The organism is Methanobrevibacter sp., assembly GCF_045220775.1.
Lineage (GTDB): Archaea > Methanobacteriota > Methanobacteria > Methanobacteriales > Methanobacteriaceae > Methanocatella.
The window spans coordinates 1-21,609 of the sequence record NZ_JBGUWC010000167.1 but is presented as its reverse complement, the minus strand read 5'-3'; the positions used below and the strand labels follow the sequence as shown (position 1 = coordinate 21,609).

Genomic DNA, 21,609 nt, shown 5'->3' with positions numbered 1-21,609 from the left:
ACTCCCTTTGAATAAAACACTTCATGATTTATATATATTGTTATTTTATTGTTTAATTGTTTAGTTATGCTGGGGTGAGCAATACGGCTCACCCCTTAATAATTTAATACATCAGCAGCACTCACCAAATTGGCATCCTCTTGAAGGGTTTCCAAGTATTGAGCAAGACCATTTGCAGACCTACCCATAAGTGTTGCAAGGGCAATTGGAGAAGCATTTGGCATTGATACATAATGCATGGCGAATGAGTGCCTTACAGCGTACCAAGTTAGCGTTTCATCAATGAATGGAACTTCATCTTCGTCTGGGTGCAAGTCATTATGCTCTTGAATCAATTGGTTGCATTCCCTCCAAAACTTCTTCAACTCCTTTGCCAATTGGCTGTTCATCGTATATTGGCAGCGTTGTGCAATCTTATCATCGTCAACCAAATCATCAGGTATGAATGGAATAAATCTCTTGTTGTTGGTGAAAGAAATAATGCCACTGATTAGCATGTTTGTGAATATATTTCTTTTAATTCTAACCTTAACATCAACGTTTGTCTTTGACCTTTTGCCATCCCAACAATAATAAGAATTGCCATTTATCTTCTTAACTTCAATCTCTTCCTTGTATATCTGGTTAATGTCAACTGGAGCAAGCCCTTGAAAGAGATAGTCAATATAAACCCACATTCCAACCCATCCATGCCAACGCCAATTGTTGACGTTATCAATAAATTCCTGATGATACTTAAAAGAGTCACCATCAATAACACCAATATACGACAGTGCAACTTGCTTAACAAATGGCATTGCCGACAATGGTATATAACCATTCCTTCTTGCAATCTTGTACTTCTTGATGTTAAAGCCTTCAATTGACAAACCAAGGCTATCAATCTTGTTCAGAATCAATCTCCTTGTAGAGTCAGTGATATTCAATCCTGACAGATAAGCCTCAAATTCCTTGATGTTCCATTTGCTTACATCATCCCCAAAACAGTCAATCAACTTGTTCCTGACATAACGATAATGCCATTGTGTTGTGACCTTCAACGAATTATCCCTTAAATAGTCGTTTATAAGCCTTGTGAACGTATTTCTTTCCTCTGGCTTGATACCATCCCCATTAAGTATAAACTTGATGTCATAGCCCTTCTTATTGAGTTTCTGCATGGTCATTCTATCAACACATTCCTGATAGATGACAGACAACTGTTCATTGAGGCTCTTATAATTGGGAAAGCCCCTCCTGATTCTTCGCTCTGACTTATCCCAATGGGCTTCATCAGTGTTAATACCCGTTGATTTCTCAACCATTCCATTGAATGCGACCCGTATGAAGATTGGGTGCAAGTTCTCGCTTGTCTTCTTCGATGCTCTGAGTATCAAAGAGATTCTGGGTTCATTTGTTTTTGGCATAACTGGTACACTTTAATTCCACTTTTTAATGCAAAATTACACCAAAAATTCCACTTTATTCAAAAAATGGGAAATAATTATAAAACTTTAACAAACCCTTTAAATAAAGGCGTTTCAAGAGATTTAAGGTAAAAATTGAAAAAGTTAAATAATGTCCTCCTTCGACATATTACTATATTGAATATCAAATAGTTACAAAATATTCCACTTTTTTTCCTATTTTTATTGATATTTTTATTCTTTTTTCTATACTTTCTATAATATCTAGATATTTATTATAAAAAAGCATATGAAAAAGGATAACGATTATTTCAAATTACAAGAAAAGATTTGTCATGAAAGGTTTACAAGGTGGCAAGAACAAACAAATTTCTTTGACGAACATCAAAGAATGCCAAAGTACCATTGGTCAGATGAGTCTGGTACAACAAACAATACCCCATGCAATGTTGAATCTAAAAACAGAAATCAAGTACTATGCAAGAGTGGAAAGGTATCAGGATTAACTAAAACTGACTCAGTATATAAGGCTGACACCCTCATTGTCGAAAGCCATAAGGTTGCTGACCTTCTATTAGACTGGATAAACAATGGCTTTGAACCACTTTACTTCAACTATTTGGAGAATGATGTAACCATTGTCTTCAACTTAAGAAAGATGGGGCATCCCAAGAAAAAGAGATTTAACAACATCACAAGTACTGGCTATGGCACTGGGGAAGCAGATTATAGATTTGAATTGCCACTGAAAGATGCTGACATCTATAAGGCAGGAAAGTTGGTAAAAAAAGCAGGGGAGGAATGGGACTATGAAGGAATGTGCGAATGCTAACGATGCTGACAGATACCTTCAATGGATTGCAAAGAATTGGGATTCCCTGAGAAAAAAATACTTCACATTCTGCAAGGAAAAGGCATACAACTGGTCAGATGACATATTTTCAGACACCTATTTGAAGATATACGAAAAGATACTTAAGTCTGGTATCAATGATAATTCAGAGGAAGGATTTGATAACTATACCTTCAAGTCATTTAAGCAAAATCTTCAAAGGGAAGGCCAGTATTGTCGCAATGCAAAACGAGACGCAAATATTGATTCTGAGAGCATCAATTACCTATATGAGGACTACTATAACGCTCACAACGATACAAGTCTCCAGAAGATTAAAAAAGACCTCTATATCGATTTTGCAACGCTCTATATTATATCAAGGGTTGACGATAACTTTGACGATGAACATTCATACTTATTCAGGATAAAACATCTTTGCAATCTTACATACAAACAACTGGCACAACAAACAAAAATAAAAGGTGCTAGGCAGAAGGTTATTGACGTTAAGAATTGGATAAAGGAGAATATCACAAAGGAAGAGATAAACAATGCGTATATGCTGCTTTATGGCAATTTGGTGTAATTACATATGTTTATTTTAAATGAAAGAAAATGATATTACAAATATTACTCATACTGGTTATATTCATTGCTGTTAGTTGGTACAGCCATATGCAGGTTGAAAGATGGGGTTTGCCATCATTTCTTCAATACCGACCATTCAACTGCAAGATATGCCTTACATTTTGGCTTCTGATGGCAGTATATGGTGCTGTTTGGCTTATATTAGGCTTCAAGGTTACAGCGATTGGTGGATGGATAATGGCAATACTTAACGCAATAGCAATGAAGGTTGACCAGAAACAGAAAACAGTAGACATAAATACTTATCAAATAGAAAAAGAAAAATGAATTTTACAGAAAAAGACAAAGAGTTGGTTAGAAAGTTTATAAACATCAAGAAAAGGGGCTTATATGTAGAATCAACGCAACTCACAGAAGCGTATAACAGAATACTGGATAAGAACGTAAGAAATACCACTTGTGGAAGTTGCATGAGAGCAAGAATTGCAGAACTGGAAACAGCACTTAACAAATGGGAGGCAGATGAAGCAAAGGAGGCTGCATCAAAAGCAGCCGACACAAACGAAAGGGGTGAGAAAGGGGAAACTGAAAGTGTCCCCTTGGAATCAATAAAAGAAGAAATAAAGGAGGAAACTGAAAATGCCGATAATAGAAAGTCACCTAAGACCAAAGGAAGAAAGACGAAGCAAAAGAATTTGGAACGGGAAGAGGGCTAAAGTAAGAGATTACCAATATGTCGAAGACCTTCTTAACCTTATTATCTGCGATATTGTCAATGGGGTACAGAAAAGCGATATAATGTCAAAACTCCAAGAACAACTATATGATGGACAAAAGCAGAAATATACATGGAAGACTGCTGAAATGTACTATTACACAGCCATGCATAGACTAAAGGAAGATAGGGAGTCAGACATCGAAAATCTAAAAGACAAACTATATTCCCAATATTACCAGTTATACAATGATTCAATGTTGGTTGGTAATACACTGGTTGCCAAATCAGTTCTTGATTCAATAGTTAAAACATTTCTTCCTGATGAAAAGAATATAAAGGTTGACGCAAATATAAATGGAGAACTGACGATAGATTTCAACTTTGATAACAATGAAGGTGAACTTTAAGATAAAACTTACAAATGGGCAAGAAGAAGCATATAAATTGGCACATGAGAAAGACACAAAACAATTAGTACTGGTATGGTCAAGACAAAGTGGCAAATCAGTTTTCGCTGAAATTATGCTTATCGAAAACCTATTGAAGAAAAACAAGTTCTCTGCTTATATCAGCCCAACATTCCAATTGGGTAGAAAGGTCTACAAGGAAATAGTTAATCTGCTGGATGGAAAAGGAATCATCAAAAAAGCCAATTCATCAACCCTAACCATTGAGACAATAACAAACTCAACATTGCAGTTCTATTCAGTTGAATCATACACAGCAATCAGAGGAACAACTGTAAATGGGGTGCTTATTTGTGATGAGGCTGCATATTATCCTGACGTATTACCAAATGGTGAAAATATATGGGGAAACGTCATAATGCCAATCACAAAGGCCAGACAACCACTAACAATCTTTATTTCAACGCCTTGTGGCAAACAAGGTTTCTTCTATGATTTCTATCTTAGGGCATTAAATGGTGAAGATGGCATCAAATATCTTGAAAGAACAATATACGATGATAATCTGGTAGACAAGAAACAGATAGAAGAAATAAAAAGGTCAATACCACCAAAGGCATTCGAACAAGAGTTCATGTGCAAATTCTTGGATTCTTCATTGACATTCTTCCAAGGTTTTGAAAACTGCTTTGTCAAAGATATGCAATATAATGGAACAAAAGAATGGATTGGTGTTGACTTATCTGGCGATGGGACTGATGAAACCATTGTAACAAAGGTAAACGACAATAATCAGGTAATTCAATATAAGATTGAGGGAACGTTAGACCAAAAATATAGAAAGATTGCTGATATTATCAATCAAACCAATCCAGTTGCATCATATATTGAAAACAATGGACTTGGTGCGCCAATGATAAACGAAATCAAAAAGTTGGTGAAAAGAAAAAGCAATATCTATGAATGGAATACCAGCAACTCTTCAAAGGAAGAAATAATATCATATCTGGCTGTAAAAGTGGCAAATAAGGAACTATATTTCAATGATAGTGAACTATATAGCCAATTTGGAACGTTTATTTGCAAAATAAGCAAGACAAAGAAACTTACATTTGCAGCCCAAGAAGGAAAGAAGGATGATAGAGTTATGTCTTTGGCAATTGCCTTAAGATGTATGGAAGACTTTAAGTATCAGGGTATAAATAAAAATAAATTCATATTGACAAATGCAAAACGATTCATATAACTTTGGAGTAATTAAAGTACCTACATCATGGGATGAGGTTACTTTGCTACAATTCGAAAAGATAAACGAATATTATCAGGATAAAGAAAAAACTTTTAATGTGGTTGATGTAATTGATATATTCATTGATAAGGATAAAGATTATATCATGTCATTACCAGCAGAATTTCTTGAAATCATATTGGATAAACTTAAGTTCCTTTCAACTGAAATAGAAACAAAAGAACCATCCAATAAGATTGAGATAAACAATGAAGTCTATCAAATAAATTTCATGGAGAAGTTAAAGGCTGGTGAGTACATTGCTGTTGAAATGGCAACAAAGGATAACAATTTCAATTATGCCAGTGTTTTGGCTATACTATGCAGAAAGGAGAATGAAATATTTGATTCAACGTTTGAAAATGAAGTGTTGCCAAATAGGGTAGCATTATTTGAGAAACAACCAATCACAAAGATTATACCATTGATAAGTTTTTTCATGAATTGCTACATACTGTCAGTGCTACCTTCCCAACTCTCTATTCAACTAAAGGAAGGAATAAACCAAGAGCGCAAGAATATAGAGAGTTTGTACGAAAGTGGTCAAGTCTCCAGACGTTCTATGAAGTCTGCAATGAAGACCCTCAAAAAATTAGAGAAAACTATCAATGGCATTTAATGGACTATCTTCAACTTCTCACATATTTGACTGAAAAGGCAAAAGCAGAAGAAGAGGATGAGAAATTTCAGGAACAACGTAGAAAGTTAAAAAAAGGTAAGTAGTATGTAGCAAAAAAAGGGTTACAGTGGTTCATACGACCATTTGTAACCCTTATGTGTTTTTCTTTCTCCCCTACAACATCTGGCAATGTTTTGATAGTAAAAACCATTTTCAGCAGCATCTAATGCACTATCCCAAATTTTTATTAAGTTATTATCTAAATCGTATTGATAAACGACTTTCCAATGGCCTTTAGCGCAATTTTCGTTAGTTGTTATTTCATTATTCATATTTTCTTCATGTGTTACCAATCTTAGGTTTGATAACTTATTTGTCCCACCATTTCTAACTGGTATAATATGGTCGATTTCATAACCTTCTGGTATTTTTCCATTGAAGTATTCCCATTTTACGGTATGTTCAGACATATTATGAAAATTTCCGTCATCACATAAATAAGAATGTGATGAATAGCCCAGTTTATTAAAATAAGGTTCTCTATATTTTCCATTATCATAATCTCCCCAATCATCTTCTGGATTGAATGAGTATCTACTATAATCAGCGTAATAATTTCTCATCTTTTGGTATGTTTACTATAAATATTAGACTTTTAGCAAATATACAAAAATAAATCGTAAAAAAGAAATAAAATGATATATAAAGAAGTAGTTAATATTCTAAAGGACACATTAAGTCGTTTCAAAGGCGTTAATTTTGTTAAATACCAAGGGGATGACCTTAATAACCAACAGCAGAATTACAAAACGATTCAATGCTATATTGATGATGTAAGCCACCATCAGTTTAACCTTACACAGAACACTGCAAAGGTTGAGTTTAACCTATATATATTGGGCTTCCCCAAAGAGAACACACCAGAAGCCATTTTAGACGTTCAGGACGAGTGTTATGACGTTGCCCTTTATACTTTAGCGTACATAGATAATATAGACGAATACAAGGGAATTGTGAGCGTCTACGACTATGATATTATGACTTTATCAAGATATTCAGAACAATCCAATGCTGGTGTTAGATTAAGCATTGTTTTAACCATTCCAAACGGAGTGAATATGTGCGAACTTGAAGAACATTTTGGCGAACCATATGTGCCAGAACAAGATGCTGAAATCACTATCGACAAGGAAGATACTGGAGATATTGATATTAAACCAATAAAACTACCTAAAAATAGAAATTGCTAATGGATATAAGCGAAGCATTCAAAAAGTTGGCAGATGAAATGAAAACCATTTTGAATGATAGGATAAAGCAATACGGTTTTAATGCAAGGGCTGGAAGAAACACTCTTGAAGGTAGTGATTTGCAGGATAGTATTGAGATTGTGCCATTAGAAAATGGTGTTAGGTTATCCATCAACCCGTATTGGGAATTTGTCAGTAGGGGATGGGAAAGAACTGGTAATTACCCAGGAACATTCAGCAAATTTGTATATAATATGGATAAATGGGTAACTAAAAATAATATCACAATTGGAAATCTCACACAAACGCAAGTCGTATATATACTTATACAGAAAATATGGATTAGAGGAATAGCCCCAAGACCATTCATGATATATACTGATGATGGGGATTTAACCAAAATGATACCAGAACTTGAAACCTATATTGAAAAATGGTTTGAAGATTTGTTTGAACTAATAACTCAGGATATTGATAAACACTTTACATAATGAATATAACTTATAACAATATTGAAGGCGCTGGTAATCTCATTACTTTCAACGATGTACCAAATATCTTGAAGGTAAGTGATGAATCAGGAGGAACGTATGCAACAATATCGTTCTTCTTCAACATTCCCCTTCAATCTTATCTATTATTGGAAGATGGACTCTGGTATATAACCATAATGGGAGAGACAATCACAAATGTCGTTGACCCATCAAGAGCCATAAACAAGAACTTCTATATAGCCCCAACAAATGAATCAACAAACGCTTCAATTGTAAGGGCATTAAGGAACTGTCCAACCATTGCTGCAAACTTCAACGTTGACTTCTCTGGTAGCACTGTGACACTTACTGCAAAGGCTGCTGGTAGCCTTGTGAACGAAAGTTCATTCACTACCAACATATCCAGTGTTGTGTGCATTGTTACAATTACTGATGGAACGTCATTTAGTGACTTGTATGGCTCTCAAATTGGTGTGGATGTACTAAATGATGGTGAGTATGTAACAACGCTCCAGAAGAACTTCTACAATGGTGAGGCAGCGTTTAATGTAACACCAGTACTTAACACATTCACAGAGATTGGAAAGGCAAAGCCTTATACACTATCAATCTCTTCGATTAAGGATGGCATATATTCAAAGATTGGTGAAATAACAACAAATTATGCTGCACAAGGCTATATGGTTAATCAGGGTCAGAAATATCTTGATAACACATATTGGCAATATGCGATGAACTTTAGCAGAGGACAAGCAAGAAGCCCAATAATGAATAACACCATTCTATATCTTTATAAACCAACCATTCCCATTTCATTCTATAGGGGCAATGAAGGTGGTGGAACTATTACCATTACATATAGGGATTCAGCCTATAATACCGTATACACTGAAACTCAGGAATGGACTAATATCTATTCATCAACAAGGCTGATTGACAAGGAATTGCAGTTGCAAGAAAGCATCATGAGAAATTGCTTCTACATTGATGTTGCATTTGGCGATGAAACTATAAGGTTCAATGTTATTAAGCCAGTACAAATGACAGAGTATTGCCAAAGAATACTATGGAGAAATTCATACGGTGGTATATCATTCGTTGACCTAACTGGACAAAAGACTGAAACAAGGGAATTGAACTTGCAGACCTATCAGAAGAATATATTTGACTATTATACTGACCCAGTTAATGAACTTGAAAAGGTTTATGACAATGATGTTGAATATCAGGTAACATTAAGGTCACACTTATTCGAAGAAGATGGTAAATGGGTTTATAATGACCTTATTCAATCTCCAGAGGTATGGACTGAAATAAATGGTCAGAACTATGCCATTATACTTGAATCAGTGAGCGTTGAAGAGACTGACAACAACAATATTTATCAGGCTACTGTGAGGTATCACTACTCGCAAGAGCCAAGTTTAATTTAATAAAGAACTATGATATATAAACAACATTATATTGAGTTATTCGTAAATGGTGAAAGACTGGAACTTGAATCGCAGAAATCATTGAATATGCGCTTCAATAGGACAATCTATGACCCTACAAGAATATCTTCAACACAGGCTGAATATTCATTTTCCTTCGACATTCCTTCAACGCCTAACAATGATAGGATATTTGACTATGCAAACAACTTGTCAAAGGTCAATAAGTTCAATAAGCGTTGGAATGCTGAGGTATATGCTGATGGCAAATTGATATTTAATGGAACACTAACACTTAACTCCTATAAGGATAAACATTATAACGTTAATCTGGTATCAGTTAAGATATTTAGTCTGGATGAGATATTTGGCGATGCTGTGTTGGCTGATATTCCTTGGTACAAGCCTTTCGATGGTGCATCTTCAATTAACTACTATAACGAGTTTAACGACAAGGAAGTATGCTTTCCTTTGGTAAGTTATGGTGCATTTCAGAAAGACCCAAAGACAAGGGATGAGGTAAGAAATGAGTATACCAGCAAGTTTGTATTGGATAAATATAATAAATGGTGGATTGAATCATTCTATCCTTCACTGAATATGCTGCAAACAATCAAGAAAGCCTTTGAGTGGAAGGGCTATAATGTTGGTGGCAACGTATTCTCTGACCCTTATCTTAAGGAAGTGTTTATGTCTACCAATCTTTCATCAGAGCAACAGCCAGTATATAACTTGGGAAATCCAAGATTGGGTTCAATAGAACTGACAACCACTTACACAACTCCAGAAAATAGAACACCATATGAGCAAGAACTAAAGTTCCCATATTTTGAGGTATGGAATGGTAGGGGTCAGTTTGGTGGTGGTCTTGCAAATGATAAAACAGTGCAAGCATGGAACTACCAGAACGTTTATATCTCTGACCTATTGGCAAGTGGCGCAACAAGCACAAGTGACAGTTACCTATATGACCCAAATGAGAAGTGTATTGTCATTCCTGCTGATGGTTTTTATAAAATTGATATGACCATTTCAACACAACTTAACACTACTGGTAATTTAACCTTTGGACAGAATGTGATTACAAATAATGGAAGTGGTAATGACATTGAGGTTAAGGATGTCACAATGGCTGTTGGTTTAAATGAGGTTACACCAGTTGAAATACAGTTGGTAAGGAACTATGAAGATAACATTGAGTTGATAAAGGGAAAGAATAACAAGAAATATGTTAATGGCAACCCTTCACAATCTACCAACTACAATGGAACATCAAATGTCGTTGAATGGTTAACTTGTTTCCCACATCAAGACCCGTATAACAGCCAATTGCCCACAAAGAAGAATGACCTTACAGTGTCAAACTCTGGGCAATATAGAGGGCATGGTAACTTTGCTGGCTCATCAGTTGACAATCCAAACACTGACAATCAAAGTGGTGGCGGTTCAACAGAAGGTGGAAGCAGAAGTGGAAGTGGTGGCAACACTGGTCTTGGTGGCAGAAGAAGGGGTGCATCTTCAACTTCAAGCAGAAACTACACAAGCAATGATTATGGCTATGTCTACAATGGTAATGACTTGATGGCTTATGACCAAGCAGTATCACCAGCATTCATTTGTGGATTCAGTTCAATGGGTGGTGGTTGCCCTGCTGTCATGAAGAATGGCTACAGTTGGAGTAAATCAGTTGCTGACAAGAATGGTTCTTTCTACAATCAATCAGGATATAACAAACTTATTGGGAGCAATGGAACAATCGTTCAATCAGCAACAACTTTCAATGCCAATGAATATAATGAAGCACCAGCAACATCATTCTCTTGTTCAAATAACAGAATGACTGGTAGTTTAAGCTGTATGGTATATCTATATAAGAACGATATATTGGAGTTATTTGAGGTTCATAGGGGATTGAATACAGCACTTGGAACACCAGTGCATTATTCAACCACAACTTCTGTTAACTTAAAGGTGACAGCAGCAAGTCCAAAATCATACGATTATCTTAAATCTCAGGACTATGGTTATAACTCACCTTCTCAATTTGACGTTGATTTAAGGCTTTCAAACTTCCTTAATGATGAAACAACAATATCTTCATTCATTGATGGTGTTCAGAAGGCTTTTAACCTTTCAATTATTCAAGATGGAAAGAATGTCTGGATTGATAAGGCAATGAACATTGCAGCACAAAAGGGTAATTATGCCATTGAGTTTGATAATAGGGTTAATTCAGATGAAGCAGAAGCACTTGCCATTGATTACCCAAAGTCAATGTCAGTGCAATATAAGATAAACACTGATGAATGGGGATTTGAGAAGTCAGTGCAACCTCCATCGATGATGAATGAACCTGATTGGGAGAAATATGGTGATTCTGGATATACAGTTATAGTGCTTAATGATGATACATATGTCACAGCAACGTCAGATGTCAGCATTCCATTCTCTTATACTTGGTACGATAATTTCACTTGGTATGAGGTAGATTCAGCTGGTACACAAGATGATGCAACAGAAGAAACATTGAGAATACCAGTTATATCAAACTATTCGTATATGATTGATGGTTACGATTATGAGGAATCAATGAAGCATGATGGTTATTCACTGACACAAAGACTATGGTTTAGGCCAAAGAAGGTTAATTTCGTTTATGTGATGTTAGCCAGTATGCCAAAGGAAAGTATTCAGATATATATTCCTTCAAATAGTCTTGAAATAGGTGGTAATAAATTGAATTTGAGTTATAAGACAAACGAGAACAGTCTATTGTCTTATTTCAACTTCATACCGTATATTTCTTCAAACTATGTAAAGGTGAATGCCCATATAACACCAGATGAATGGAATATGTTAAAGAATGGGGCATTGATTCATTTTGATTCGTCATTATATATTCCATCAGAAATAAATGGTTACGACCCTACAAACTCAAATGAGACAGAAATAACTATGTTGGCAAAAGTAAATTAAAATGAATGGCAAGAAAGAATATTACATTGTAATAAATGGTATTCAACAAAGCGTTGATGCTGTTGAAAGCCTTAATAAACAACTGGATGCCCTTGAAAAAAGGATTGATGCGCTTGCAAAGAAGAATGTGAGCGTATCAGCATCTGGTGGTGGCAGCAATGCCAAAGCACTTGATGAGGAAGCAAAGATGTTGCAGAAGATTGATGAACTGCATCAAAAGGTTGCAGCCAGTGAAAAGGCTGAATATCAAGAACTTCTTCATGCAAAGGAGGAACTGAAAGAATACCAAACCATTGCAAAGAGTCTTGCAGCGCAAGATAACCTAAAGAGTGGTGTCAATAACCTTAATACCATGCAAGGTATGAAGGCGCAACTCCATGACCTTAAAGCAGCAATGCAGACAGTTGACATCAATGGTGACCAGTTCAAACAATGGGCAACAGAAGCAAATGAGTTAACGCAAAAACTTAAAGATATTGAAGCATCATATGGAACGTTTTCTAGAAACGTTGGTAACTATGCCAATGGTGTTGCCGAAGGAATGCAGAAGATTGTTATTAAGGTTGGTGAGACAGAACGAACATTTGAAAGTGCAAGGGATGCATCCAGACAACTTAATAACGAGTTAAAATCAATGGCACTCAATGGTAAGCAAGGAACAAAAGAATATGATGAACTTAACAGTGCCGTTAAACAACTCAATTCAACGCTGAAAGATGTTGAGGTGTCATCTGCTGCAATGGATAATTTGCTTGACACCATGCAGGGTATTACAGCCCTTGCAAGTGTCGGTCAAGGTTTAAGCGCACTATTTGGTCTTGATGATTCTGCAATTGAAAAGAGCATACAGAAACTGGTTGCACTACAAAATGTACTTCAAGGCATAGAAACAATTAACAAGCAGATGCAGACACAAGAAGGTATCGGTTTGCTACTCTCAAAGGGTAATACAGCAGTAGATGCCTTTGCTGCAAAATTATTAAAAGTTGATAAGGGAGCAGCAGCAGCATCAAAGAGTGTAAAGATACTTTCTACATCACTGAAATTACTGGGTGGCGCTGGTATTGCAGCAGCCATTATTGCCATTACTGTAGCCTTCGACAAAATGAAGAAGTCAGTCGAAAATATGAGGAACACCATCAATAAGAATATGGATGGATTCGAAGCTGGTGCTCAGGCATATGCAAAGGCTAAAGTTGAACTTGATGGGTACATCAGAAAGATTGATGAATTTAATGGTTCAAAGAAAGCGGAAAAACAACTTATTGAAGAGGTTACAAAGAAATATGACATCCACAACAAAAACATCAAGGATGTAAAAGACCTAAAAGAATTTCTTATAAAGATGTCTCCAGCCTACCTTGAAAGTGTTAGGGCTGAGGCTGAAACGATGGCTTATGCAGCAGCACAAGCTAACCTATATGCAAAGAATCTGGTATTACTTGAGAAGCAGAAGAGGTTAGAAGCTTTTCTCGACAGAAACGGTGGATTTTTTGGCGGCCCTGCTGTAGCACAAGCAGCAGAAGATTTAAGGGAGGTTGAAAATGAATTAAAAGAAAATGCAGCAGCCATCGAAGAACTCGGCAAGAAAACTGAAGAGGCTGGTAAAAAGGCAGCAGAAGCACAGAAGAAACTCGTTGATTTGGGTGTCGGTGGTGGAAGAGAGAAAAAGATTAAGGATAATTCAAAACAAGTCGAAAAAGCAACAGAAGAGGCTTGGAAGAGAATCAATGATACCAGACTATATCTAATGAAGGATGGTTTGGCTAAAGACCTCAGACAGATTGATATTTCTTATCAGGAAGAAGCAAGGGCAATCAGAAAAGGCGGTGTTTTGGTTGAAGAGCAACTTAAGTTGCTGGATGAAAAATATGCAAAGCAAAGAAAGGAACTCTTTGATAAATATTCAAAGGAATTATCTTTGAAGGAAACATCTGCCCAAATTGATGAACTTGAACAGTATGCAGATAGAGCAGCAAGGGCACTTGAAAAATTTAATAATGCAAAATCAGCACAACCAGAATTATTCGATACTGAAACACTTAAACAATATAAAGAATTTATTCAAAGCAGCGATTGGGATGCATCAATTATTTATGATGGTTTGTTAAATCAGATGAAGAATGGTGTTCCTAATGCAAAGCAACAGATTATCAAATTTTATAATGAGTTGTTTGGTGAAACCTTATCTGAAAGTGCTGATGATATTGATAAGGAACTTGATACGATTATTAAGGATATTGAGGAAAGGCTACAACCAACCATCAATATTTGGAGAAGGTTCGGAAATGAACTTATTGAAGCAGATGGTGGTTATCTGGAAGGAATGAATCTGTCTTTGAAAGATAGTTTTATTTATAGGCTGGATTTGCAGGATAAATTTTATGAACAAGGCGAAAAGAATTTTGATACCTTCAATAAAAATATACTTGAAAAACAGAAGGAGGCCATTGCAAAACAAAAAAAGTTGGAAGAGGATGCTGCTGAACAAGAAAGAGATAGAGGGCTTCAAAATGAGTTTGATATAACCTCAGGAATGTCAGAGTCTGAAATTGCAAAGATTAAGGAAAATAATAAGGTAATTGCTGAAAACAATGCCAAAGTTTGGGAATCATATAATGCCAAAATCAATGCAATTGAAATCGAATATCAGTCAAAAGTAGAAGATGCTGAAAAAGATTATCTGGAAAGGTCAAAAAATAGAAATAAAGAATACTTCGATGAACGCCTCAGAGTATTTGATGAATTTAAACAAAAATTTGATAAGAAACTTCAATTACAACCTGAGTATAATGATTGGGGAACTTTTAATTTAAAGAAATTAAGAGAGAACTACAAAACTGCTTTAGACGATGTTCAGACCTATAAATATGAAATTGAACAGGCTTTATCACTAAATGAAAAGAAAAGGTCTCAGGGTTTAATCAGCGAAGAGGATGCAAACATTGTAAAGGATAACTTAAATGCAATGGCAACGGCTGCTGATGAAACCATGAAAGAAATTGGAAAAAAGCAGAAGGAATCTTGGAAAGAATGGTGGAATGGCATAAATCAATGGGTTCAACAATTAGGTCAGGTTGCAACGCAAGTAATTCAGTCAATTGGCGAAATAAATGATGCAGCATTTGAGAAGCAAATGGAAGCATTGGAAGACGAAACTGATGCATTGAAAGACCAATTGGAATACCAAAAAGAAATCACACAGAAATATGCTGATGATGTTAATTCAATTGAAGATGAACTTGCAACGGCAAGGGGTGACAGAAGACAACATTTGATAGACCAGCTCAATGCTCAGATGCAAGCGCAAAGGGAATCTCTTGCAGAACAAAAGCGAATCGAGAAGGAACAAGAGAAACTTGATGCAAAGAAAAAGAAACTTGATGATGAAAATGACAAGAGAAAGAAATCTCAGGCAATTACCACAGCAATCATCAATGCAGCCCTTGCAATAAGCAATGCAGCAGTTAACAATTGGCCGATACCAGCTATTCCAATGATTGCAGCAGCAACAGCAGTTGGAGCAGCACAGATTGCAGCAGTCAAGGCAGCAAAGTATGCTGATGGTGGTGTTCTTCAAGGCAAGTCTCACAGACAAGGCGGTATAAAGGTGCTTGGTGGTTCAGCAGAAGTCGAAGGTGGTGAATATATCACAAACAAGCGTACCACAGCAAAGAACGTTGATTTGCTTGATTACATCAATTCAAAAAAGAGAAGGGTTGATTTGTCTGACCTTATTGAGTTCTATGCTGACAAGCCAAAGTCAATCAGGAATATGTCAAAGAAATATTTTGCTGATGGTGGTCAGTTACCATCGTTAAGGAATGATATTAACATCAATGACAGAATCCTGACAGCAATGGAACAGTATAACGAAAGACCAATCTATGTTGAGGTCACTGAAATCATGAATAAGGCAGATGATGTCAGGAGGGTGCAAACTCTTGCAGGATTGTAATTTACCCACTGCAAAGATAGTGCTAAATCTCCGTATAAAAAAATGAATTAACAATTATTATTCATTTAATTGGGAACGTACAAAAATTGTACGTTCTCTTTTTTTATCCATATGTTTATATAAAAGAAAACAATGAACAAGGAGACTTGGAGTAATATATCAATCAGGGAAAAGATGCAATTGATAAATGGTACATTGCTTATATGGGCGGCCATTGTATTGTATTTTCTTGCTTTTATTTTAACAATGACAATTGGCTTGGAGGTGGTATCTGCTGGTGCAACCTTGTTAGCCACTGGACTTGCTTTCTTCGGCATTACTGGCTATATCAAAAATCAGATGATACATTTTGAAGCCAACATTGATGAACGAATAAAACGATTTGAAAGAAAACATTATGATTTTGACAGAAGCAGAACTACAGAAGTTGAAGCATAAAACTCCCTATGATGGAGTGTTTATATATGTTGCCCCTGATGGCTATAATTTCTGGTCAAATAATACAAATTATGGCTCAGTCATTTATGGAGGGGATTGTTTGGAAAACCATTATTATTTAAAAGAAATTGAGGATGAAGATAAGTCTAAAGAGGATTTTCACTAATAGTCAGTACACAATTGGACATCTATATGTGGATGGAACTTATGTGTGTGATACACTGGAGGATGCCGATAGGGGATTAAAAGATTCAATGACGCTGGATGAAATAAGGTCAAAGAAGATAAAGGATAAAACAGCAATACCCCAAGGCAATTATAAGGTGACAATGAATGTTATATCTCCAAGATTTTCAAAGAAAAAGTATTATAAAGATTTTTGTGGTGGAAGATTACCAAGAATTACCAGTGTTAAAGGTTTTGATGGTGTATTGATTCATATAGGGAATACTGATAAGGATTCATCAGGATGCTTAATAGTTGGATATAATAAGGAGAAGGGCAAGGTGCTTAACTCCAAACAAGCATTTGAAAAACTATATAAAATGCTCGATAATGCCAATAGAAATGGAGAAAAGATTGATATAAAGATTTATTCAACATACAAAATATAATCAGGCACCACTGGGCATTACTCGCTACCTTGCAACATTGGACTGACTAAGGGCTGATATAGGCGAATATCAGCCCATTACTAACTTAACTAAAATGTAAAAACTATGAAAGACTTAACAAAAACACTGGGGCTATTATTTGGATTAGCCCTTATCATATGGGCAATTGGATTTACTGCCCCGAAATTAATTGACATCTACAAAAATAAACCAGTTGAAAAGGTTGATACTGTTTATTATAGCGACACAGTATTTTTCGAAAGAACGGTTACAGATACTATGCCAGTATATCGATATGAGACGATAGTCAAGCGAGATACATTATACAAATTGGCAAAGGGTGACAGTATAGAACGAATACCAAGAGTGGTGACATTAAAAAAAAAGGCTACTCTAAAACACTACCCATTGGGAGTGATACGATAACATACAATGCTTCAATATCTGGTTGGTCAGTTGATGGTGATTCATTCCCAAAATTGGACTCAATTAGATTCGATTTGAAGGGCTATAATATCAAGGACAAGGAAATTATCACCAAAACAATTACAAAGCGTCAGAAAGCAAAGAAATGGGCAATAGGAGTGCAAGGTGGTTATGGCTATGGTTTCAAAAGTAAACAATTTGAGCCTTATATCGGAATTGGTGTGTCATATACATTTTAGGCGTATTTCCAAATAAAGTATGTTAATTATATATATCTGCAAAGATACAAAAAATAATTGAAAAACGGAAAAAAAATATGTCTAAAAGAAAGAGATATTTGGTAACAGCAGAGAATAGCGAGGCTTTTGCTTGTTCATTGGTAACAGACCCAGCAGTTGAAGAGTTATTTGTTGCTTTCAAAGAAGAAAAGCCCATTGTTGAGAAGTTTGCTGATGAGAAGAAACACATGATTACGGGTGTTGTTGCTATTCCAAACAAACCGATTTATAGAAGGGATGCCGATGGCGAGGAATACGATATAGTATTTAGTGCTGATGCAATTGAATCTATGTCAAAGAAATTCATGAAGGATTTCAGACAAAAGAACGTAACCTTGCAGCATGAAGAAGATGCGGATGGTATATATATGGTTGAACAGTGGATAAAGACTGATTTAACCTATGATAAGTCTTTATCCTTGGGATTTTCAAGAGAAATACCAGTAGGTACATGGTTTCAAACTTATTATGTTAATTCCAATGACATTTGGCAGAGGATAACGTCTGGAGAATTAAGAGGTTTTTCACTGGAATGTGTGTTAGGGGTTGAAGAATTATTTAATAAACAAGATAATACTATGATTGAAACAAATGAGGAGAATTTCTGGACAAAACTAAAGTCCATTTTAAGTGAAGCATTCAATGCTAAAAAGGAAGAGGAATTGCTTTCAGAGGAAGAGGTAACTGAGCAGATTGAAACAATGGAAAGTGAATTGGAGGAACAGACCCCAACAGAACCCATTGAAGAGCCTCAGGTTGAGCCAACTGTTGAAGAGCCTATAGATGAACCAACTGTTGAAGAAGAACCTGTCAGTGAGCCTATAAATGAGCCTTCTGTTGAAGAACCAGTTGAAGAGGAAACGAAACCAAATCCACTTGAAGAACTTATCAAGAATCTTAATGATGAGATTAAGGCATTGAAGGAGAGCAATGCATCACTTCAAGAGAAGATTAGCGGTTTGGAGAAACAACCGTCAGCCAACCCAATCAAGCCCAATGCAAAGCCAAATGCAGGTGACACATATACTGCTTGGAGGGAGAAAATGCGCAGCATGCTCTAATACATACGCTAGCAACAAAAACGTACATATGTTTATGTAAAATAAATATAAAAAAAAATAATTAAAATAAATAAAAAGAAATTATGGCAATATCTAATTTTATTGAAGTAAGTGGACTTTCCTATTGCGGTCAGGAAGCTCAGGATATCTTCGCCAAAGATATTTATGATATCGACCTTCGCCAATACGGTATAACCTTTATGGATGGTGTTAAGGGTAAGATGAAAATGTATTCTGGTGAAATTGGTGATGTTTGGCAACTTTACACTTGTCCTTTCACCCCTGCTGGTGAAGCAAGCCTTGCTGAAAGTTTCATCGAGCCAGTTGCAATTAAGGTGAACCAAGAGAACTGTTATGATGTTTTCTGGAACACATTCTTAGTAGACCAAACTGAAATCAGTCTAAGAGGTGGCATTCCTCAGACCTTCGCAGAATGGTACTTTGACAAACTTCGCAGAAAGATGTCTCAGGAGTATCAAGAAATCTTCTGGAAGGGTGATGAAGATTACACTGGAACTTCAAAGGCTTATATCGCTGCAACTGATGGCGTTGAGAAGATTGTGAAGGCTTCTAGGGCTGCTCATGTTGAAGCACCAAGCGCACTTACCGTTGACAACATTGTCGAACAAGTTGAAGCAGTTGTTATGGCTGGTCTTGAGAATGCTGGCACTTATGAGGTTGACACTGAGGGTTACAAAATCTTCATGAACCATCAGGATGTTCGTCTGTTGGAAGTTGCATTGGGTAAGTCATGTTGCCCAAATAGCACAAGTGCTGTATTCAGCAACTATGCAAGAAACGATGGTCGTATCTTCGTTTATGGTTATGAGGTTGTTCCAACCATGCAGAGCAAAGATTACATCTTGTTCGGCCCAGCAAGAAACCTTGTATTAGGCTATGACACATTTGACAGTCATCTGGAGTACAAACTTATCGACATGCGCAACACCACTGGTGACAATGCATTCAGAGTGCTTGCAATCAGCAACATTGCAGTTGGTGTGATTATGCCTGAGTTGTTCGCTGACAATAGCGCAGAGTAATTTGGCTCATTTGTCTACTATATAAATGGGAGAGAACTTATTGATGGGTTTTTCTCCCATTCCCAAAAGAAAAATAAATTGTAAAAAAATATAAAAGAATATGGCTTTATGTAGTTTAAATAGAGACTTGCTTCGCACAACTTTTTGCGGTTACAGTCTTCCTGAGGTTAAAGATATATATCTTGCCAACTTCTCAGAAGTGACCACTGCATTAACTGCTTACACTGACACTGTTAACGAAGCATGCACAGAGATTACTGCAATTACCCTTGCATCCGGTGCTACGTTCTATCATATAGAACCTGCAAAGGATTCTGTTGAGTTCACCGATGAGTTGGTGGTTGAGGACAATGGTAACAAGTATCGTACACATACCCTTACTTTCAATGTCAGTGGTCAGTATGATTCTTGTATGAGGGATGCACTTGATGCTCTTTCACTTGGTAGATATTTCGCAGTTGTTGTAACTGCTGATGGTCAGTGGCTTGCCCTTGGTCGTTTGACTGGTCTTGAGGCTGAAACTGCAACCTTAAGTGGTGGTGGTGATACCAACGGTATTGCTGTAACGCTTTCAGCAAATGTAACAGAGAGTGCTATGCCTCTTTCTGCTGAGGCTATTGCAGACGTTAAGGGTGAATAATTGAATTAGATTTGTTCTTATGAAAATATGGGAAATGCCTTATTGGTGTTTCCCATTTTTTGTGTTCAGGATATGTTTATTGTAAATATCAAAGATAATGTCAAGATTTACATCATACTATCTATATCAACGATACGAAAAGGTTGGTGATGGTGAATGGACTCCCACATATCCCAATGAATATTCGATATCTGGAGACTCATCTGACCCAATGCCACTTGTAGTCAAACGTTATGAATCGCCAGATTGTGGTTGGCATGAGCCAATATACAGATGGACTGATACTGATGATACCATTTGTATTTTGGAAGAAGGTTTTCCAACGCAATATCTCACTTTTAAAAGTTTTTCTGATAATAACAGAATTTCTTTTGTTTCTTACAACAGTAATGGCGAGATAATTCCAGGAGTTAATACAATTCAATATACTCTTGATAATGGTTCAACATGGTCAAGTTTAACTCCTAGCAATTCTGTTACGATAAATAGTGGAGATACCATTATGTTCAAGGCAACAGATTTAAGATTCAATTTTCCTTATGGTGTAGGAACATTTAACACAACTGGAAGTTATGAAGCATATGGTAATGTTATGTCATTGGTTTATGGAGATAATTTCATTGAATATATTGAAAGAGGAATTGTCCCAAATGATTATTATTTTCAGGACTTATTTAGGGCAAGTTCTGGTTTAACATCTGCTGAAAATCTAATACTACCAACAAGATTAAGACTAGGCTGTTTTAGAGGAATGTTCCAACAATGTAACAATTTAATAACAGCACCATCACTACCTTCTACAGAATTGGCAAGTCAGTGTTATTTTAGTATGTTCTATCATTGTGAAAACCTTGTTAATGCACCTGAACTTCCTGCTACAACGTTGGCAACTAGTTGTTATCGTTATATGTTCGAAAGGTGTTCAAGCCTTGAAATAGCGCCAGATTTACCTGCCCCAATATTAACGGATGGTTGCTATGGCCAGATGTTTTATCTATGCTATAGCCTTAACTATATCAAGTGTCTTGCTACAGACATATCAGCAACTGATTGCACTAGCAATTGGACAAGCGGTGTTCAAACAACATCTGGTACGTTTGTTAAAGACGCAACAATGAATAATTGGACTATCAATAC

23 protein-coding genes are annotated in these 21,609 nt (G+C 36.2%); 21 read left to right on the top strand and 2 right to left on the bottom strand.

All coding sequences use genetic code 11. The annotated features are described in order from the left end of the window. Positions 1-95: 95 nt before the first annotated feature. On the bottom strand, positions 96-1,406 hold the full coding sequence (locus tag ACJROP_RS10790; protein WP_406535474.1) for an Arm DNA-binding domain-containing protein: 1,311 nt from the start codon (positions 1,404-1,406) through the stop codon (positions 96-98). Between the two features lie 391 nt (positions 1,407-1,797). Between ACJROP_RS10790 and ACJROP_RS10785 the strand changes: the two genes are divergently transcribed. The 7 genes from ACJROP_RS10785 (at position 1,798) to ACJROP_RS10755 (ending at position 5,861) form a co-directional block, all read left to right on the top strand. Next, complete coding sequence (locus ACJROP_RS10785) at positions 1,798-2,238, top strand: hypothetical protein (protein ID WP_406535473.1); 441 nt, start codon at positions 1,798-1,800, stop codon at positions 2,236-2,238. Next, positions 2,216-2,827 carry a hypothetical protein gene (locus tag ACJROP_RS10780; RefSeq protein WP_406535472.1) on the top strand — a complete coding sequence of 204 codons (612 nt, stop codon included), beginning with the start codon at positions 2,216-2,218 and terminating at the stop codon, positions 2,825-2,827. Before ACJROP_RS10785 ends, ACJROP_RS10780 begins: the two co-directional genes overlap by 23 nt. 103 nt (positions 2,828-2,930) lie before the next feature. Further along, positions 2,931-3,080, top strand: coding sequence for a hypothetical protein (locus ACJROP_RS10775; RefSeq protein ID WP_406535471.1), 150 nt, complete (start codon positions 2,931-2,933; stop codon positions 3,078-3,080). 72 nt (positions 3,081-3,152) lie between these two features. Next, complete coding sequence (locus tag ACJROP_RS10770) at positions 3,153-3,545, top strand: hypothetical protein (protein WP_406535470.1); 393 nt, start codon at positions 3,153-3,155, stop codon at positions 3,543-3,545. Between the two features lie 82 nt (positions 3,546-3,627). Beyond that, positions 3,628-3,954: a hypothetical protein gene (locus ACJROP_RS10765; protein ID WP_406535469.1), complete on the top strand. Its 327-nt coding sequence runs from the start codon at positions 3,628-3,630 to the stop codon at positions 3,952-3,954. Next, positions 3,938-5,200 (top strand): terminase large subunit domain-containing protein, encoded by a 1,263-nt coding sequence (locus tag ACJROP_RS10760; protein ID WP_406535468.1) that lies wholly within the window; start codon positions 3,938-3,940, stop codon positions 5,198-5,200. The genes ACJROP_RS10765 and ACJROP_RS10760 overlap by 17 nt, the downstream gene beginning before the upstream one ends. Then, entirely contained in the window at positions 5,181-5,861 is a 681-nt protein-coding gene (locus tag ACJROP_RS10755) for a hypothetical protein (protein WP_406535467.1), read from the top strand. Before ACJROP_RS10760 ends, ACJROP_RS10755 begins: the two co-directional genes overlap by 20 nt. A 122-nt stretch (positions 5,862-5,983) precedes the next feature. Here ACJROP_RS10755 and ACJROP_RS10750 read toward each other — a convergent pair whose 3' ends face one another. After that, positions 5,984-6,484 (bottom strand): HNH endonuclease, encoded by a 501-nt coding sequence (locus ACJROP_RS10750; RefSeq protein ID WP_406535466.1) that lies wholly within the window; start codon positions 6,482-6,484, stop codon positions 5,984-5,986. A gap of 273 nt (positions 6,485-6,757) precedes the next feature. Here ACJROP_RS10750 and ACJROP_RS10745 point away from each other — a divergent pair, with 273 nt between their 5' ends. The 14 genes from ACJROP_RS10745 to ACJROP_RS10680 form a co-directional block, all read left to right on the top strand. After that, positions 6,758-7,111 (top strand): hypothetical protein, encoded by a 354-nt coding sequence (locus ACJROP_RS10745; protein WP_406535465.1) that lies wholly within the window; start codon positions 6,758-6,760, stop codon positions 7,109-7,111. Further along, positions 7,111-7,602 (top strand): hypothetical protein, encoded by a 492-nt coding sequence (locus tag ACJROP_RS10740; RefSeq protein WP_406535464.1) that lies wholly within the window; start codon positions 7,111-7,113, stop codon positions 7,600-7,602. The genes ACJROP_RS10745 and ACJROP_RS10740 overlap by 1 nt, the downstream gene beginning before the upstream one ends. Beyond that, positions 7,602-9,038: a hypothetical protein gene (locus tag ACJROP_RS10735; protein ID WP_406535463.1), complete on the top strand. Its 1,437-nt coding sequence runs from the start codon at positions 7,602-7,604 to the stop codon at positions 9,036-9,038. Before ACJROP_RS10740 ends, ACJROP_RS10735 begins: the two co-directional genes overlap by 1 nt. Before the next feature lie 9 nt (positions 9,039-9,047). Beyond that, positions 9,048-12,014, top strand: a complete 2,967-nt coding sequence (locus ACJROP_RS10730; protein WP_406535462.1) for a hypothetical protein — start codon at positions 9,048-9,050, stop codon at positions 12,012-12,014. A 1-nt stretch (position 12,015) separates the two neighbouring features. Further along, positions 12,016-15,972, top strand: a complete 3,957-nt coding sequence (locus ACJROP_RS10725) for a hypothetical protein (RefSeq protein WP_406535461.1) — start codon at positions 12,016-12,018, stop codon at positions 15,970-15,972. A gap of 132 nt (positions 15,973-16,104) precedes the next feature. Further along, complete coding sequence (locus tag ACJROP_RS10720) at positions 16,105-16,410, top strand: hypothetical protein (RefSeq protein ID WP_406535460.1); 306 nt, start codon at positions 16,105-16,107, stop codon at positions 16,408-16,410. Next, positions 16,370-16,576, top strand: a complete 207-nt coding sequence (locus tag ACJROP_RS10715; protein WP_406535459.1) for a hypothetical protein — start codon at positions 16,370-16,372, stop codon at positions 16,574-16,576. The genes ACJROP_RS10720 and ACJROP_RS10715 overlap by 41 nt, the downstream gene beginning before the upstream one ends. Before the next feature lie 28 nt (positions 16,577-16,604). Further along, on the top strand, positions 16,605-17,024 hold the full coding sequence (locus ACJROP_RS10710) for a DUF5675 family protein (protein WP_406535458.1): 420 nt from the start codon (positions 16,605-16,607) through the stop codon (positions 17,022-17,024). Between the two features lie 105 nt (positions 17,025-17,129). Then, the gene (locus ACJROP_RS10705; RefSeq protein WP_406535457.1) at positions 17,130-17,450 is read left to right on the top strand and encodes a hypothetical protein; all 321 of its coding nucleotides are present in this window, start codon (positions 17,130-17,132) and stop codon (positions 17,448-17,450) included. A 53-nt stretch (positions 17,451-17,503) separates the two neighbouring features. Continuing rightward, positions 17,504-17,689 carry a DUF6808 domain-containing protein gene (locus ACJROP_RS10700; protein ID WP_406535456.1) on the top strand — a complete coding sequence of 62 codons (186 nt, stop codon included), beginning with the start codon at positions 17,504-17,506 and terminating at the stop codon, positions 17,687-17,689. 77 nt (positions 17,690-17,766) lie between these two features. Next, a complete protein-coding gene (locus tag ACJROP_RS10695; protein WP_406535455.1) occupies positions 17,767-18,789 on the top strand; it encodes an XkdF-like putative serine protease domain-containing protein in 1,023 nt (340 codons plus the stop codon). An 83-nt stretch (positions 18,790-18,872) separates the two neighbouring features. Then, positions 18,873-19,832, top strand: coding sequence for a hypothetical protein (locus ACJROP_RS10690; protein ID WP_406535454.1), 960 nt, complete (start codon positions 18,873-18,875; stop codon positions 19,830-19,832). A 100-nt stretch (positions 19,833-19,932) separates the two neighbouring features. Continuing rightward, positions 19,933-20,472, top strand: a complete 540-nt coding sequence (locus ACJROP_RS10685) for a hypothetical protein (RefSeq protein ID WP_406535453.1) — start codon at positions 19,933-19,935, stop codon at positions 20,470-20,472. A 97-nt stretch (positions 20,473-20,569) separates the two neighbouring features. Further along, a partial coding sequence (locus ACJROP_RS10680; protein WP_406535452.1) for a hypothetical protein occupies positions 20,570-21,609 on the top strand: 1,040 nt, incomplete at its 3' end.